The sequence below is a fragment of the Companilactobacillus nodensis DSM 19682 = JCM 14932 = NBRC 107160 genome, from assembly GCF_000615905.1.
Classification (GTDB): Bacteria; Bacillota; Bacilli; order Lactobacillales; family Lactobacillaceae; genus Companilactobacillus; species Companilactobacillus nodensis.
The window spans coordinates 29,410-45,926 of the sequence record NZ_BAMN01000003.1; the positions used below are offsets into that span (position 1 = coordinate 29,410).

Below are 16,517 nucleotides of genomic sequence, written 5' to 3' on the forward strand. Positions count from 1 at the left end.
GGATACCTAATTGGTATTCACTATTTTTTTAGTATCTGCTTGGATCAAATGGTTTACCATCAGAAATATCACTATTTAATGGTCGTGAAAGTTGTGCGTATTTTGTAACTGTACCGTCTGGCGATATTGCATCACCATTGTATAGAATAGTTGAGTCAAGACTTTCGAATCCGTCGGTCGTGGAGTGCACAAAGAAGCTCCATCTACAGGATATGCGGCAAAGTCATCTCTAGCTTCCATTCCCCACATATGCTTGAATAGACCGATTGCTTGTGATTCTGTAGTAATAATGTTTTGCGATGAAGTGTCCGTACTTTGTGTAGAATTCTGTTGAGTATTAGAAATATCGTTAGATGTCGCTTGTTGATTTATATTTTGATTTTGTGTGTTATCAGTATCAGTCGTATTTTTCACAACTGATTCATGCTTTTTAATATTGAACTTCCTAGCGGGGCCAGATTTTAAATTATCAGATGTAACGCCGTTACCATTATATGATTTATAGAAGTAAGCTAGTTTATAGTCTTTATTCAAGTAATAATAGGCACCTTGGCCATCAAGAATATCTTTGGAAACTTTTTCAAAAATAGAATTGATGATTTTACTTTGTCCAGGTTTAACAATCACTGTGTTCTTTTTGCTAGAAGTGACTTTGGTACTATCATCATATGGATTCAACATGACAAATTTTGACAAGTTAAATTTGACGTTGGTCTTACTCGTATTCTTGATCGTCATATCGACCAAGTAGTTAGTAGTGTCACTGGCAGTCGATTCATCTTCAGTAGCTTTGAATTTAAAGTTAACTTTGTTTCGATCCATCTTGGATAAGTCCTGATAATAGGATGTTTCACTTCTAGTATGTGAAGTTTTTGCAACACGTTTGGGACTGCACCCACTTACAAGTAGTAGCAATAAAATAGCAGTTATAATACTCCATATTTTCCTTTTCATAATAAACTCCTCCTGAATATTTACATACTTTATTTTACTACTTATACAGCTTTTTATACCTAATATTAATATAAATGAGTAATATAATATCTAATATTGCAAATAAAAAAACGAATACCAAACGGTATCCGCAAAAATCATTTCAATAATTCAGGGTTTTGATCGACTAAGTCTTTGTAGAAGTTAGCTAATGTCAGTGTGTAATATGGGTACAACCATAACATGTACAGCGCCAATAAAAGTGTGCTGATAAAAGTGGATAGAGTACCGAACGGAGCTCCGATCGAAGAAATGATACCACCTAATATCCACCAACCGATAAAGCTCAGTTGAAGTACAAAATAACGCCATTTATTACCGTCCATTAATCTACGACTAATAGTAATGTAGTCAGTCAATGAACGATTTTCGCCTAAACCTTTGTCATTTAAATCTTTGTAGACGAAGTAAGTTTGTGAATAGGAAAACGTCTTGATGATACCAGGTACGACCAATAGTAATGACCAAAAGAACGTGAAAATATTGATTAGAAGATAGGTAACGATTAATTGCCACCAGTTGGGATTTTTGAAGTAGGCGAAGTTACTTGGTAGTGGATCGAAGTCTGCCTCGGGGTCCCTTAGCCAATCTAGGCCTTGGAAATTAGCTGATTGAGTAATCAGTAAGAACAGTATTCCAATGGCAAGACTGGACAAAAGAGTCATGGAAAGACTGCGTAGTAGATAAAACTGATCCATGATAGATGTCGAGATGAGTTGGGAAGTATATTTACCAGTGAATTGTGTAAAGATGAGAACAAACATGGGAAGCATGAATAATAGAGTTGCCTTCTTGCGGTCGCGATGAAGTAGGTCTTTAACAGTACGCTTCAATTCATATCTGGAGCGATAGTTTTTCATAATTGTTTCTCCCTAATTAATTTTTGTATATATTTAGCATATCTTAAATATTACTAATTATCATTGAAAACATTGTATTATTACAAATTTGTTCACTATCTATTTTGTATATTGATATTTATTCAATTAGTTTTCCATTTTTATTAAATTTGTATAGAATATGAAGGATAATAGAATCAACGAATACTGAAAAGGGGTATTAGATATGATTGGATTTATTGGTGCAGGTAGTATCGGTGGAGCTGTGATCACAGGCTTGGTCAAGAATGGTTATGATGAGAATGAGATCATCGTTAAAGGTGGCAAATCAAATCGTACTAAGGACCTACAAGAACATCTAGGCTTCAAAATGGTTCAAAAAATCAAGCAGATGGAAGACGCTGATCCAATTTTTATCGGCGTTGGTGCAAATGCCTTGGACAGTGTGTTGTCAGAATTGAAGTCGATCAGTAAAGACAAGCTGGTTGTTGCCTTCACTGGTAGTGCAACAGTCGCAAAGCTCAGACAAGCATTGCCTGATGCTAAGGTTGCTCACGCCATCCCTAATACACCGGTCAAAGTTGGTGCTGGATTCACGGGTATCACTTATTCTGAAAAATTCACTGCTGACGAGAAGAAAAAAGTTGCTTCTGTCATGGGTTACACCGGTCAATTAGTTGAAGTACCTGAACCACAATTGGGTATCTTGGGAACAGTTGCCGGTTGCAGTCCCGCATTCTTAGACCTATTCATCGAAGCTTTGAGTGATGCAGGTGTCAAGCATGGACTTGATCGTAAATTGGCATATGACGCTGCTATTGGTATGGCACTTGGTACTAGCAAGTTAGCTTTACAATCTGACTTGAACCCATCAGCTTTAAAGGATGAAGTTACATCTCCAGGTGGTTCAACAATCAAAGGTGTTGCTGCTTTGGAAGAATACGGATTCCGTAACGCCGTTATAAAAGCGGTTGATGCTGCTGAAGGTGAATAGTTAATTAAAGTCTGAAGTCACGTAGTATTTTTTCACGATTGGCTAAGGACTTTTTTTCTACGCCGAATTCGCAAACGTAATTTGTGAACAACAAATTTGGTGGTGTCCTGTATAATAATATAGAATTAAAGAAATAATTTTGAGGGGTTTATAGTAAATGCAAAAAAGAAAAGCCTACCGCATTGCTATTCTAGGTATCTTGATGGCGATTATCTTCGTTCAATCACTGGTACCATTTTTAGGTTTCATTCCAACTGGTTTCATCAATATCACAATAATTCATATAACCGTAATTGTGGCAGCGATAGTACTTGGTCCCAAAGACGGAGCTATCGTTGGCCTTGTTTGGGGACTGGGTACGATGGTTCGTGCTTTCACCAGCCCAACATCGATCATTGATACGACTGTCTTTACTAATCCAATTGTCGCCGTGTTACCACGGGTTATTGTCGGATTAGTGGCTGGATATATTTATCTGGCGTTGAAGAATCGTTTCAAGAAGCGCATGGTCTCAATGGGAATCGCTGCCGCCGTTGGTTCATTGACCAATACACTACTGGTCTTGGGGTTAATGCGTGTCATGTATGCGAGTGCCTTGTCACAGGCTTATACGACCCAGACTGACTTACTAAATAAATTATTATTGATTATCATCGGAACTAACGGAATACCGGAAATGATTGCAGCAATAATTATTGCTCCAGCTATTTCGGCAGCCATTTTGAAAGCTAATAAATTTTTAGATTGATTAGGTATAGAACCAAAAAAATAATCGTCACCAGAAATCATTTGATTTCTAATGACGATTTTTTATTTGGCTGTAGCAGCCATGCGTTCTTTATGTGAGATAACAATTTTATCTGCGATTGCACGAGCAACATTTTCATTTTTTAAAATAGGACCATGTGAGTAACTTCCAATAGTATTCTTGTAACGCATACCTTCGTTACCCTCTTCAGGATTGTTTCCGTAGCCTTCGATCATCTTGCCGAATGGCTTCAACATAGTCTTATCATCGAAATAAGTACGTCCAGAATGGTTTTCAAAGGCGCGGACCTTACCCCATTCAGTTTCGTACTCAGTATCACCGATCATACGGCTGTCAGCTTTGAAAATAGTGTGGAATGGTAAAATATCCAATCCCTTGATTGTTTCGCCGCCTGAAGTTTCGTAGTAGGCACCTAAGAATTGGTAACCGCCGCAGATGCAGAGCATAGGTTTATTGGCATTGATATATTTGTCGATCGTATCTTTGTGACGGACCAAGTCTTTGGCAACGACTGATTGTTCGAAATCTTGACCACCGCCCCAGAAGACGAAGTCATAGTCAAAGGTGTTAAAATTATCACCTAAGCTAATATTATCAACTTGAGTGTCATAACCTTGTTCTTTGAGTAGGAAGGCGAGGATCTTAACGTCACCGCTATCTCCGTAAGTATTCATTAAATCTTCGTATAAATAAGCAATTTTGATTGTTTCAGGCATAATTTTCTCCAATGTGATTATAACTATTGTAATATATTTAGTTAATGAGGTGATTAAGTTGACTAAAGAAATTAATAAAAAGATTCTAGCAGATTTTCAGGAAAACTTACATCAAGACGCTTCGAATAATGTCTTGAAGAATGCAGTTGCACAAGTAGGTATCTTCCAAGCTGCTCAGAATATCAATGCTAAGAGTAAATTAAATCCAACTTTTAACGTTGAAGTTCCAACTGGAAAAGTTTCAAATCAGAAACGTTCTGGACGTTGTTGGCTGTTCTCTTCACTAACAAATTTGCGTACAGAGTTCGCTATGAAGTACAACATGAAGGATTTTGAACTATCTCAAAATTATATCTCATTTTGGGACCGTTTGGAAAAAGCTAATTATTTTTATCAAGGAATCATCAAAACGGCAGCTTTACCAATTACTGATCGTAAGGTAAATGCCCTGTTCAGTCATCCAACTGGTGACGGCGGCTTCTGGCAATATGCGACTGACTTGATTAAGAAGTATGGCGTCGTGCCATCATATGCGATGCCAGAAACAGCTGTTTCTAATGATACTTCAGCATTTAATTCAACGATCGGTATTATGTTGCGTAAGAATGGTATCGAGCTTCGTGAACTAGTTAATGCTGGTAAATCTGAGACTGAGATCGACCAACGTATTGAGGAAATGTTGACAGAGGTTTATAAGGTCTGTGTTTATTCATTTGGACAACCACCGGTTAAGTTTGAATTATCACTGCGTGATGATGCTGGTAAGTTGATCGAGGAACCAAGTATTACACCTAAGGAATTCTTCAAACAGTATTTCACAATGAACTTGGACGACTATGTTGATATTATCAATGCACCACAAGCTGCTAAGGAATATGGCAAGTTGTATACGATCGATACTGAAGGTAATATGGTTGGCGGTAGTTTGACGACATTCTTGAATTTGCCAATGGATCGTTTAAAAGAAATGATGATTGCCCAATTAAAGGGAAACGATACCGTTTGGTTTGGTAATGATGTTGGTAAGCAGTCACAACGTACCAAAGGGATGCTGTCAGGTGACTTGTATCAAACTGATCAACTCTTTGGAATTGATACTAAGATGTCTCGTGGCGAAGCTCTAGACTACAAAGAAGCTACTATTTCACACGCGATGACTATGACTGGTGTAAATGTCATCAATGACCAACCAAATCGTTGGAAAGTCGAAAATTCATGGGGTGAAGCCAATGGCAACAAAGGCTACTTCATGATGGACGATGAGTGGTTCAATGATCACGTGTATGACGCCGTTATAAACAAAAAATATTTAACAGCTGATGAGTTGAAAATGTTAAATCAAGAACCAATCGTCTTGCCAGCTTGGGATTCGATCGGATAATAAAAAGAGGATGTGACTTGAGTCGCATCCTCTTTGTTTTTGAAATAAATTTTTAAATTAAAGCCGGTTTACCGTAGAGATAACCTTGCTGAATACTAATGCCAAATTTCTTAGCTAGAATTTGATCAGCCTTATCTTCGACACCTTCTAGTACCATGCTAAACGGTACTTTTTAGCCATGTCGACCCAAAAAGATAAAGATTCGGGAATCTTTTCGGCCTTGCCACTCATACGTAAGTTTTGCATGGCAAATTTGATTTGATCAACGTAGGGTAATATATGTTTTACGTTGTTATAGGTGTTTGATCCAGTACCAACGTCATCCAGTACAACGTCGATATTGTATTGATGAAGCAAGGTACTTATTTCCTGAATTTCGGGTAGGGTTGGAGCTTCAGTCAATTCGATCGTTAATGCTGCCGGATCGATGCGTTTTTTTAACGTGATAATTGCTCCAAGAGTTAGAGGATCGCTGGCTTGCTTTTGATTCAAATTGAATGCCAGGACGATATCGTGCAATGCGGTATTTAATTTTACAGCAATTTGTTCCAGAAGTTTTGCTTGGTCTGCGATTGAAATAGCTGTGAAATCTTCAGGTAGTCTCCATGATCCGCCTTCATCAGTTCTAAGCAAAAGTTCATAACCAAAGATAGAATTATTCTCCTCATTTACTTGTGGTTGAGCAAAAAATCGGTACATAGACGTATCTCCCTTTTTCATCAGATATTTGGTGTTGTTTATTAAAAATAATTGTAGTCTTATTGCCGTTTTTCAGCAATAAAGCATACTGCTGAAAACGCTTGTTGGAGTGCAGTTAGCCATGGCAAATTGCCAATTAAACCGCTCAGGACAAATATACACCCATAGAGGGTTTTTCTTCAAATAAAAAAGCTCGATTGCCCGACTTAAGGACTAGGGGTATGTTTCATTGTTACTTCCACATCAGTTTCGTTACACTGGCCTGAGATTGGCACAGTTATATTTCGAGTTTTGTTTAGTTTGCCTGATTGGTCAGTGACATCCACGGAATACAATCCAGGATAACTTTTCTTTAGATAATATTCATCGCCAGATTTTTTTGCCGCAATATTTTTACCCGCAATTTTGAAGATCGGTTTGTTAAGATCTGTTTCAACTAAGATATTTCTTTTTTTGAGTGCTATTCGGTACCTTAGAAAGACCCCAAAGTATCTGCCAGCGCTGACGACTTGAAAGTTACTGTATGAACTTTCGTGTTCAATAATAGTTTTTATCTGAGCGGTTGCATTATTATCTTTATTAAATAGACGTTTTAGAGGTTCAAGTTTTTTATCAGTAATTGATTTACCATCAGCTGTGATGACACTCTTGGACATCTTGGCAGGGACGCCGCTGGTTAGATTATCAGACAAATTATCTAGTTGCCGTTCCTTACCGTAGTACCAAGAACCCTCGAAGTAGCCAAATATTAGAATCATGATGGCAAGTACAATAGAAAGAATTATTTTACGTTTCTTGTTTTTTATGGGTTTCTTAGGTTCTATGGCTTCCTTAGTCTCAATTTTTATTTCTTTTGTCTTTTTTTCGGAGGAATCTTCTTTATCAGTCATAATTACTTCTCCCTATCAAAGTTAATATTTTGATTAGCTGGGATCAGAAGCCATTTTTATTTTGGCTTCTTATAGGAGTTTGTAATCTTTTTATGAGCGGTTGTCGAATTATTTGTACTGAGATTTGGGGATGAAAAAAAGATGCATTTCTGCATCTTGGGTTGGGTGTATTTTGATTTCGTTCCGCTAGGAAGATACGGTGTCCGTGGGAAACGGTCATAGCCAAAGGGCGGTCTATGACCTCGTCTTGAAGCCGCAGACCACGTCTTCAAGGTCGTCCATGCACTGAGCCAGCCAAAGACGCTGGCTAACTGCATTGACACGGACACCATATCTTCATGGCTCCACTAAATTTACCTAGTCACCATATTATTATTACGGTTGTGATTTAGGCTGTAGCTTAGCTGGAGAGTATCAGTGATGGAACCAGCTGTGAAAGTTTTGTTAGGTCGGCGATTTATCCGGCCTTACAAAACGGACGAACTTTAAGATTTGCAAAGCAAAGCTTAAAGTCGAAGCCCCAGACCGTACTAAGGCTGGGGCTGGTCCCACAGCAGGTGGAGTCACTGATACTCGGAAGCGGAATAGAAAAAACTATTTAAAACTACTTTCCTCACGTTCACGTTTTTGTGGAGCGGTATCTTTTAGAACACTCATCTTAAGCAAAGCGATAGCGGTCAAACCGATTGACGATAGGAGACCCATGTAGAATCCAGTGTCGATCATACGCTTGATGATAACGTTGCTGCCACTAGCGATATAAGCAATGATATAAAAGGCAGCTGGGAAAATCGAGCAAACCAATAAGATAAGATTGTTATATTTTTTGAATAGTTGTGAAATGGCACCGATAAAGGCAAAGATAATTGTGATTAAAATAGCATATTTGCCATACTCAATGTATTTTGATGGTGTACTTGATTTGGTCAGTAGCATACCAATATCAAATAATGTTAAGCCACTCTTGTGTGAAATCGAACCGATTGAGGCCATCATATTGCTGTCGAGATTTAATTTGTTAACAGTTGAGTCAATTGTTAAAACAGGTAACCTAAAAATTGAAAGCATATTTAGAATGAAGGCGATGGCTTCCATAACGAAGAAGTCCTTCGTTGTAACGACTGATTTATCCAATCGCTCTAGGCCTGTAACCTTAGCTAGATAGTCGTTTGATGGTACTTTTTCACCGCTGCTCTTAGTGTAGATCATACCTAGAATAAACAATTCTATAATGATGGCGGCTATGCCGATCAAAGTATTTATAATACAAAATAGGATAGCAATGATAACGTAAATAGCTATCAAGACCGGATTATTTTTAATGAATTTTGACATTTTTTTAATTTTCCCCCTCAAGGATACAATAGTAATAGTATCAAAAAAGAGCACCTCTGTGCTCTTTAGTAGATAAAATTATTTTTAAAATTCCATAAGCATGTCTAGGTGAGGAATATTATCTTCTAGATAAACTTCTGAAATAGGTTTGAAACCAAAGCTTCCATAGAACTTTTGTAAGTAAGCTTGAGCTTGAATTTGGATTGGTTTGCCAGGGAAACGTTGTTTGATTTCATCGATCGTAGCGCTGACTAGTTCCCTTCCGTAACCATTCTTACGGTATTCTTCAACTACTAGTACGCGGCCGAATGTAACGTGATCACCTTTGTCCATGATTCTGGAATAGGCAGCCAGGTATTTGGTGTCATCACTGTTTTTTGAGAGTAAACAAACATGTTCAGCGTTGTAGTCATCATCGTCAACTTCTTGGTATGGACAGTTTTGTTCAACAACGAAGACCTTTACTCTGGCTTTCATAATGTCAATCACTTCTTTGGAGGTCAGTTCATCAGTTTTTTTAATTATAATATTAGTCATAAATTTTTCTCCTATTAGTATATGTAAGATTTGTTTTTTTAGAATGAGAATATAATATATCTTTTTAGTTGCAAATACAACTAAAGCTGAATAACTCATCATTGAATTACACACTAGAATAATATAGGATTAAGAAGTGTGAAACATGTGTTTCACGAGTGGAGGATGTAAATGAAACCGGAAGAATTCTATCAAGCCTTAGCCGCAAAGGGCATTGAACTAAGCGATACACAGAAGAAGCAATTTGAAATTTATTTTCATGAATTAGTTGAGACTAATAAAGTTATGAACTTAACAACGATCATAGAAGAAGATCAAGTTTATTTGAAGCACTTCTATGATTCATTAGTTTTGGATTTTGTGGATGAAAAGCTCTTAACTGAAGAATTGACACTTTGTGATGTCGGTTCAGGTGCCGGCTTCCCATCGATTCCATTAAAGATCGTTAATCCAAAATTAAAAATTACGATTGTTGATTCATTGAACAAACGTATCAAGTTCTTAGATGGATTGGTTAATAAGTTGGGATTAGATGATGTTACTTTGGTTCATGGGCGTGCCGAAGAAGTCGGTAAGAATAAGTTATATCGTGAACAATTCGATATTGTAACGGCTAGAGCCGTTGCAGCATTGAATATTTTGACTGAGCTATGCCTACCGTTATCAAAGGTTGACGGGACTTTCATCGCTATGAAATCTGAAAAAGCTCCTGAAGAACTAGAACATGCGACATATTCGATTCAAGTTCTTGGCGGTAAGGTATCTGACCAAAAATCATTCGAGTTACCAAATAATGAAGGTATTAGAAACTTTATTTTTATCGACAAAGTAAAAAATACACCGGGTAAATATCCAAGAAAACCAGGAACTCCAGCCAAAAAGCCGCTCGTGAAATAATCAAATGACCTTAAATTAACTACTATTAAATGTTAAAATTTAATGTATGCATTTTTTCAAAGAATAGGGGAATAAAATGGCACGAAAAATATCCGTTGCGAACCAAAAGGGTGGTGTAGGTAAAACAACTACGACCATCAACCTTGGTGCGTGCTTAACTGACTTAGGTCAAAGAGTTTTGATAGTAGATATTGATCCACAAGGCAACGCTACAAGTGGTTTGGGTATTAAGAAGGCCAATGTGGAGAAGGATGTTTACGATGTCTTAGTAAACGAATATCCGCTTGCAAAAACAATTATTCATTCTAACCATAAAAATCTTGATATTGTACCGGCAACCATTCAATTAGCCGGTGCTGAAATGGAATTGACGACGATGATGGCTCGTGAAACAAGATTGCGCGCTGGTCTGGAAGAAGTTGACGACAAGTACGATATTATTTTGATTGATTGTCCACCTTCTCTGGGACAATTATCAACCAATGCTTTTACAGCTAGTGATTCGATTATTATCCCAGTTCAAAGTGAGTACTACGCATTGGAAGGATTGAGTCAATTACTGAATACGATCCGTCTAGTCCAAAAACATTTCAATAATAATCTCGCTATCGAAGGTGTCTTACTTACGATGCTTGACGCCAGAACTAACTTGGGCGCACAGGTCGTTGAAGAAGTTAAGTCATACTTCGGTGACAAGGTTTATAAAGCAATCGTTCCACGTAATACGCGACTCGCTGAAGCACCTAGTTATGGTTTGCCGATCGTAGATTTCGATGACAGATCTCGTGGGGCAGAAGCATATTGCGACCTTGCTAAGGAGGTGTTAAAACGTAATGGCATCAAACAAAAATAAAAAAGGCCTAGGTAAGGGTATCGATGCGATTTTCTCTGAATTCGAAGCAATCGATGAGAACTCAGAAACAGTCGTAGACTTATCACTTGATGATATCCGTCCTAATCCTTATCAGCCCAGAAAGACTTTTGATGAACATGCACTGAATGAGTTAGCTAGATCGATCCAACAAAATGGTGTCTTCCAACCGATTATTGTTCGTGAGAGTGTCAATGGTTTTGAGATCATCGCTGGTGAACGTCGTTTCCGTGCAAGTAAGATTGCTAATCAGACAACTATTCCCGCTATCGTTCGTCCTTTGAGCGAATCAGGTATGATGGAAATCGCCGTCTTGGAAAACTTACAGCGTGAAGACTTAACACCTCTTGAAGAAGCCGATGCTTATCAAACTTTGATCACTAAGTTGAATCTGACACAGGAACAAGTTTCACAACGTCTAGGTAAGAGTCGTCCCTATATTGCGAACTACTTGCGACTATTGAACCTACCGGATGCAACGAAGAAGTTAGTTCAAAATGGCGATCTATCAATGGGACAAGCTAGAACCTTATTGAGTCTCAAAGATAAAGAACAGATCGACAAACTCGCTAAACGTGCGGTCAGTGAAGACTTAACAGTTCGTCAATTGGAACAATTAGCAACTGAAACTAAACATGATATTAAGAAAAAGAAGAAAGTTTCAAAATCTAAATCACCTTATATCCGTGCGACTGAAGAAAAATTAGTCGAAAAGTTTGATACTTCGGTAGCTGTTAAAGAAACACGTAGCGGCCATGGTAAGTTGGAAATCGACTTCACCAATACGGAAGAACTCAATCGTATCTTGGATATTTTAGGGATCAACTTGGATTAGAGGACTGTATATGTTTAATTTAGGTGACATCGTTATGATGAAAAAGCCTCATGCGTGTGGGGCAAACAAGTGGGAAGTTATTCGAATGGGAGCAGATATCAAGGTCAAGTGCCTTGGCTGCGGCCATATCGTCATGATTCCTAGAAATGATTTTAAGAAAAAATTTAAAAAAGTAATAACTGAAGCTGCGCAAGTTGATGTGAGCCAAGAAGAATTCTATTTGAAGCAGACACAAAGTGCACGACCTAATATTAATGGAAATGAGGAGAATTTATAATGGCTTTAACTGCCGGAATCGTAGGATTACCTAACGTCGGAAAATCAACACTATTCAATGCCATAACAAAGGCGGGGGCAGAAATGGCGAACTATCCGTTCGCTACTATCGACCCTAATGTAGGTATGGTTGAAGTACCTGACAAGCGTTTGACAAGAATCGATACTTTAATTCCTGCTAAAAAATTAATTCACACAACTTTTGAATTTACAGATATTGCCGGAATCGTTAAGGGTGCCAGCAAGGGTGAAGGACTTGGTAATAAGTTCCTAGAGAATATTCGTCAAGTTGATGCTATCGTTCACGTTGTTCGTGCTTTTGATGATGACAATATTACTAGTGTTACAGGTACAGTTGACCCATTGGATGATATCGAAACAATCAATTTGGAATTGAGTATCTCTGACCTTGATGCTGTGAACAAGCGTTACACAAAGGTTGAGAAGATGGCTAAGAGTGCCAAAGATAAAGATGCTCAAGAGGAATTCGAAGTTCTTAAGAAGATCAAGCCAGTTCTTGAAGAGGGTGGTTCAGTTAGAACTATCGACTTCGATGAAGACGAACAAAAGATCGTTAAGGGATTATTCCTATTAACTTCAAAGCCTGTCTTGTATGTTGCTAACATCGCTGAAGATGATATGGCTGACCCTGAAGGATCAAAATACTACAAGGTCATTGAAGATTATGCTAAGAAAGAAAAACGCCGAAGTTATCGGTGTTTCTGCTAAGACTGAAGAGGAAATCGCTGAACTTGATGATGATGATAGACGCGACTTCCTTGAAGCTGAAGGTGTTAAAGAATCAGGTCTTGATAAGTTGATCAAAGCCAGTTATAAATTATTGGGACTTAGAACATTTTTCACTGCTGGTGGCAAAGAAACACGTGCTTGGACATTCCACGAAGGTATGAAAGCACCACAAGTTGCCGGTATTATTCACTCTGACTTTGAACGTGGATTCATTCGTGCCGAAGTTATGTCATTCGATGCACTTGATGAATTAGGCAGTGAACAAGCTGTCAAAGAAGCTGGTAAGTTACGTGTTGAAGGTAAGGATTACGAAGTACAAGACGGTGACATCATTGAATTCAGATTCAACGTCTAATTTGGGGGAGAATTAATGGCTGACGATTTAAGAGAGAAGAATAAGGAAGCTGTAGAGAAGCAAAAAGTTACTGCAGCTAAGAAGTTGAAGCAAGCGGAGACAACTGAGCAGATTTATGCTGCCAAACCTGATGACTTGCGTTCACAATTAAGCAATAAAAATGAAGAGTATGTATTCAAGCTGAACAAATACTTACTCGATGATGGTTTCAAAGAAGACGAAGCTAAAGAAGCCATTGATAAGATGATGCCTGAGATTGTTGATAACCAAATCAAAGGTGTACCGGCTAATCAATTGTATGGTCCTGTAACTAAGAAGCTGGTGAGATCGTTCACCCAGCCAAAAAAGTTAAGAAAACACCATTCTGGGCATCTTCAGTAGATAATTCACTATTGTTCTTCGCATTGTTTGGTCTGTTATATGGTGTCGTTGCGTTCACAAATAAGAACTCAAGTACAAGCAATCAAACAGGTATCATTACCTTGATCATTCTTTCAGGAATGTGGGGAACATTGCTAACTTGGTTCAATATCCAAATGAAGAAACCTAAGAAAGAACGTCCAGGTTGGGGAATCACAATTGGTTATCTAGCTGTTGGTTTGATGTTGATGTTCGTATTCTTAGGGGCAATGACATTTGTACCAGCAACAATTAATCCATCATTGAATGGAATTGGTTACTTCATCGTAGCTGTAGTTGTTTATGGAATTCGCTTTGGTTTCCGTCGTTACATGGGAATTCATGATCGTGGATTCTTCTAGCAAGCGTCAAAACTTGCACATCTGAATTTTTGCGTTAGTATGGAGTCGTGATCAATTATGAATTACACAAGAAAGAGCTTCAACGCTAGCAACGCCTACTATTTCCTTTGCAATAACTCATATGGTCTGAATAAGACATGGAGGTATTAAGAATGAAAAAGTTAGACAAAAGTGAAAAGAAGAGATTAAGCAAGTTGGCTGAAACAAAGGTCAACAGTAAGGGTGCTGACATCAAGAAGTCATCATTCAAGTCATTTGTCGATCAAATGAACAGTGACAAGTAAAATTTGATATTAATTGCGGGCTGCCTTTAGGCAGTCTTTTTTGTATCTTAGATATTAAAATAAGCGATTGGAATTTCCAATCGCTTATTTTACGTTTTACATTGAAACGCGTTCTTAAAGAACAATCTCCTCCGCTTACTACGGATAACAAATGCACCAACTACGTTGGCACCTTTATTATTCTAGGTAATGCTCGGAGATTACCGTTCTTTAACGCGCTCTTTTTATTTAACTCTAAAAAACATAACAATCGCGTAAAGTCCAAATCCAATGCAGGCTGACTTCAATATCTCAGAGACCCAAAGTATTTTGGCACCACTGAGATTTCCGTTGGTCGACAGCTGCCATTGAACAACGCCGAAAATAATTAGTGAAAAAATAAGGATTATGATAAATCGAATCCGCTTCATTAAGTAGTCCATAGATACTCACTTTCTTTTCCAGTTAGTAATACACTAACATAATATTGTATAATATGACTAGTTGTAAAAATGTGCGCTTGAGAGGTTTAGTAATGAAGATATTAGTAGTAGATGACGATAAAGAAATTGTTGAATTACTCAGCATTTACATAAAGAACGAGGGCTATGAACCAGTGTCGGCTAATTCTGGTCAAGAAGCGCTTGATGCGTTAGCTGCACATAGTGATATTGCTCTAATGATCTTGGATATCATGATGCCAGGGATCGATGGCATCGAAGTGGTTAAACGAGTTCGTAAGGATTCTCAAATTCCAATTATTATTGTGTCCGCTAAGACGACTGACATGGACAAGATTCAAGGTCTAATTACCGGTGCTGATGATTACGTTACGAAGCCATTTAATCCCTTGGAGATCATGGCACGTGTACGTTCGTTGCTCCGCCGCAGTGCACAACAAACATCAAAAAATGTTCCTGACAAACTTGAAGTGGGTCCCATTACTATTTATAAGGATTCTCATGAAGTCGTTACCAGTTCAGGCAATAAGGTTCAATTAACGGCGTTAGAATTCGGTGTCTTGTATCTTCTAGCAAGTCATCCTAATCGCGTCTTCTCAGCTGATGAGATTTTTGAACGAGTTTGGAAACAAGAGAGTGTTGTTTCAGCCAAAACAGTTATGGTGCACGTAAGTCACCTTAGAGATAAGCTCGAAGAAGCAACCGACGGTGAGAAAGTTATCGAAACCGTTTGGGGCGTTGGCTACAAAGTGGAGGTTTGATTTTTTGAATAAGCGGATCAAACTGGATATAAGAGAAAAAGGTGTCCTCCTGTTTGAAGGAATAGGCACCTTTCTTTTATTTCAGATTATAAATATTACTTTAATTATTATTTCAGATCTCTTCTATAATAATGAGACGTTCAAGAGTATTGGACATGTCATCAAAAACATCAATGGTGATTTATCGAGATCGACCTTTTGGGGTATTTGGTTCTTCTTCAGTTTGATAATCCTAATCGAATTGGGAATTTCGATCCATGTAGTGATCAAAACTTATCGTCAATTCGAAGTTTACAAGGTTGAATCGGAATTGATTCAAATTGCGGCGGGAGATCTTAATCACAAGATAAATCTTAAGGTCAATAAGAGATTACAAAGTATTGTCGACAGTGTCAACTTGTTAGTCTCGAACACTAATAAGCATATTTCCGAACAAAAAAAGTCTGAAGACAGTAAAGATGAGCTAATCGCGAACGTTAGTCATGATTTACGAACACCTTTGACGTCAGTAATCGGATATTTGGGTTTGATCGAAGGCCAGAACTTTGAAGATATCGGTCAGATCTTGAAGTATTCTCATATTGCTTATAACAAGTCACTTGAGATGCAAAACTTGGTCAATTCGTTATTCGAATATGCCAATGTGGAACAGGCAACTAGCAAATTGTCGGTTTCTACCTTTGATATGACGCAAATGCTTGATCAATTGTCGGCTGACTTCGAGTTGGAAGCTAATAAGCGTGGTATGGAAATAATCGTCAAATCAAAACCTGAGAAAATCATGATGAGTGGTGATACTGAGAAGCTTGGACGAGTCTTTAATAACTTAATCACCAATGCTTTTAAGTATGGAAAGGGTGCAACGCACTTATGGTTAGAAGCTGAAAAAACACCAGAGGATGTCATAGTCCGTGTAGCTAATAATGGTCAGTCGATTCCACAAGGATCACTGTCGCATTTATTTGATCGTTTCTATCGAGTCGAAGACTCACGTAATAAGGAAACCGGCGGTACCGGACTAGGTCTAGCAATTGCTCAGAGTATGGTCAAATTGCATGGTGGTACAATATCAGTTACATCGGATGATCAGCGCACAGCGTTCATTATTCACTTCCCAATTTCGGGGCAATAGCG

General features: G+C 38.1%; 17 protein-coding genes and 2 pseudogenes. 12 read left to right on the forward strand and 7 right to left on the reverse strand.

All coding sequences use genetic code 11. The annotated features are described in order from the left end of the window. Nucleotides 1–75 precede the first annotated feature (75 nt). Together JCM14932_RS02695 and JCM14932_RS02700 are read right to left on the reverse strand one after the other, a co-directional pair. Nucleotides 76–954: a hypothetical protein gene (locus JCM14932_RS02695; RefSeq protein WP_025023510.1), complete on the reverse strand. Its 879-nt coding sequence runs from the start codon at nucleotides 952–954 to the stop codon at nucleotides 76–78. Nucleotides 955–1,091: 137 nt separating this feature from the next. Then, on the reverse strand, nucleotides 1,092–1,853 hold the full coding sequence (locus JCM14932_RS02700; protein WP_025023511.1) for a DUF975 family protein: 762 nt from the start codon (nucleotides 1,851–1,853) through the stop codon (nucleotides 1,092–1,094). Between the two features lie 205 nt (nucleotides 1,854–2,058). Here JCM14932_RS02700 and proC point away from each other — a divergent pair, with 205 nt between their 5' ends. Together proC and JCM14932_RS02710 are read left to right on the forward strand one after the other, a co-directional pair. Further along, nucleotides 2,059–2,826, forward strand: a complete 768-nt coding sequence (gene proC, locus JCM14932_RS02705; protein ID WP_025023512.1) for a pyrroline-5-carboxylate reductase — start codon at nucleotides 2,059–2,061, stop codon at nucleotides 2,824–2,826. Nucleotides 2,827–2,983: 157 nt separating this feature from the next. After that, nucleotides 2,984–3,574, forward strand: coding sequence for an ECF transporter S component (locus tag JCM14932_RS02710; RefSeq protein WP_025023513.1), 591 nt, complete (start codon nucleotides 2,984–2,986; stop codon nucleotides 3,572–3,574). A 62-nt stretch (nucleotides 3,575–3,636) separates the two neighbouring features. Here JCM14932_RS02710 and JCM14932_RS02715 read toward each other — a convergent pair whose 3' ends face one another. Further along, nucleotides 3,637–4,311: a type 1 glutamine amidotransferase gene (locus tag JCM14932_RS02715; RefSeq protein ID WP_025023514.1), complete on the reverse strand. Its 675-nt coding sequence runs from the start codon at nucleotides 4,309–4,311 to the stop codon at nucleotides 3,637–3,639. 58 nt (nucleotides 4,312–4,369) lie between these two features. Between JCM14932_RS02715 and JCM14932_RS02720 the strand changes: the two genes are divergently transcribed. Next, nucleotides 4,370–5,692, forward strand: coding sequence for a C1 family peptidase (locus JCM14932_RS02720; protein WP_025023515.1), 1,323 nt, complete (start codon nucleotides 4,370–4,372; stop codon nucleotides 5,690–5,692). 147 nt (nucleotides 5,693–5,839) lie between these two features. Here JCM14932_RS02720 and JCM14932_RS14320 read toward each other — a convergent pair whose 3' ends face one another. The 4 genes from JCM14932_RS14320 to JCM14932_RS02740 form a co-directional block, all read right to left on the reverse strand. Next, the gene (locus tag JCM14932_RS14320) at nucleotides 5,840–6,391 is read right to left on the reverse strand and encodes an EAL domain-containing protein (RefSeq protein WP_235700508.1); all 552 of its coding nucleotides are present in this window, start codon (nucleotides 6,389–6,391) and stop codon (nucleotides 5,840–5,842) included. A 206-nt stretch (nucleotides 6,392–6,597) separates the two neighbouring features. After that, nucleotides 6,598–7,281, reverse strand: a complete 684-nt coding sequence (locus JCM14932_RS02730; protein ID WP_025023516.1) for a zinc ribbon domain-containing protein — start codon at nucleotides 7,279–7,281, stop codon at nucleotides 6,598–6,600. A 594-nt stretch (nucleotides 7,282–7,875) separates the two neighbouring features. Then, a complete protein-coding gene (locus JCM14932_RS02735) occupies nucleotides 7,876–8,616 on the reverse strand; it encodes a hypothetical protein (RefSeq protein ID WP_025023517.1) in 741 nt (246 codons plus the stop codon). 84 nt (nucleotides 8,617–8,700) lie between these two features. Next, nucleotides 8,701–9,153, reverse strand: coding sequence for a GNAT family N-acetyltransferase (locus JCM14932_RS02740; RefSeq protein WP_034542458.1), 453 nt, complete (start codon nucleotides 9,151–9,153; stop codon nucleotides 8,701–8,703). Between the two features lie 171 nt (nucleotides 9,154–9,324). Between JCM14932_RS02740 and rsmG the strand changes: the two genes are divergently transcribed. The 9 genes and pseudogenes from rsmG to JCM14932_RS02790 all read left to right on the forward strand — a co-directional run bounded on the left by rsmG (nucleotide 9,325) and on the right by JCM14932_RS02790 (nucleotide 16,515). After that, nucleotides 9,325–10,050 (forward strand): 16S rRNA (guanine(527)-N(7))-methyltransferase RsmG, encoded by a 726-nt coding sequence (gene rsmG, locus JCM14932_RS02745; RefSeq protein ID WP_025023519.1) that lies wholly within the window; start codon nucleotides 9,325–9,327, stop codon nucleotides 10,048–10,050. 76 nt (nucleotides 10,051–10,126) lie between these two features. After that, entirely contained in the window at nucleotides 10,127–10,903 is a 777-nt protein-coding gene (locus JCM14932_RS02750; RefSeq protein WP_025023520.1) for a ParA family protein, read from the forward strand. Continuing rightward, nucleotides 10,884–11,756, forward strand: coding sequence for a ParB/RepB/Spo0J family partition protein (locus JCM14932_RS02755; protein ID WP_025023521.1), 873 nt, complete (start codon nucleotides 10,884–10,886; stop codon nucleotides 11,754–11,756). The genes JCM14932_RS02750 and JCM14932_RS02755 overlap by 20 nt, the downstream gene beginning before the upstream one ends. Before the next feature lie 10 nt (nucleotides 11,757–11,766). Next, a complete protein-coding gene (locus JCM14932_RS02760; RefSeq protein ID WP_025023522.1) occupies nucleotides 11,767–12,033 on the forward strand; it encodes a DUF951 domain-containing protein in 267 nt (88 codons plus the stop codon). Then, nucleotides 12,033–13,137: pseudogene (gene ychF, locus JCM14932_RS14325) on the forward strand (redox-regulated ATPase YchF). The gene JCM14932_RS02760 and the pseudogene ychF overlap by 1 nt, the downstream one beginning before the upstream one ends. A 15-nt stretch (nucleotides 13,138–13,152) precedes the next feature. Then, a pseudogene (locus tag JCM14932_RS16235) lies at nucleotides 13,153–13,898 on the forward strand (DUF1129 family protein). A gap of 152 nt (nucleotides 13,899–14,050) precedes the next feature. Then, complete coding sequence (locus tag JCM14932_RS17380; RefSeq protein ID WP_263853634.1) at nucleotides 14,051–14,182, forward strand: hypothetical protein; 132 nt, start codon at nucleotides 14,051–14,053, stop codon at nucleotides 14,180–14,182. A gap of 514 nt (nucleotides 14,183–14,696) precedes the next feature. Continuing rightward, nucleotides 14,697–15,383 carry a response regulator transcription factor gene (locus JCM14932_RS02785; protein WP_025023524.1) on the forward strand — a complete coding sequence of 229 codons (687 nt, stop codon included), beginning with the start codon at nucleotides 14,697–14,699 and terminating at the stop codon, nucleotides 15,381–15,383. Between the two features lie 4 nt (nucleotides 15,384–15,387). Further along, nucleotides 15,388–16,515, forward strand: a complete 1,128-nt coding sequence (locus tag JCM14932_RS02790; RefSeq protein WP_025023525.1) for a sensor histidine kinase — start codon at nucleotides 15,388–15,390, stop codon at nucleotides 16,513–16,515. The last annotated feature ends 2 nt before the right edge of the window (nucleotides 16,516–16,517 follow it).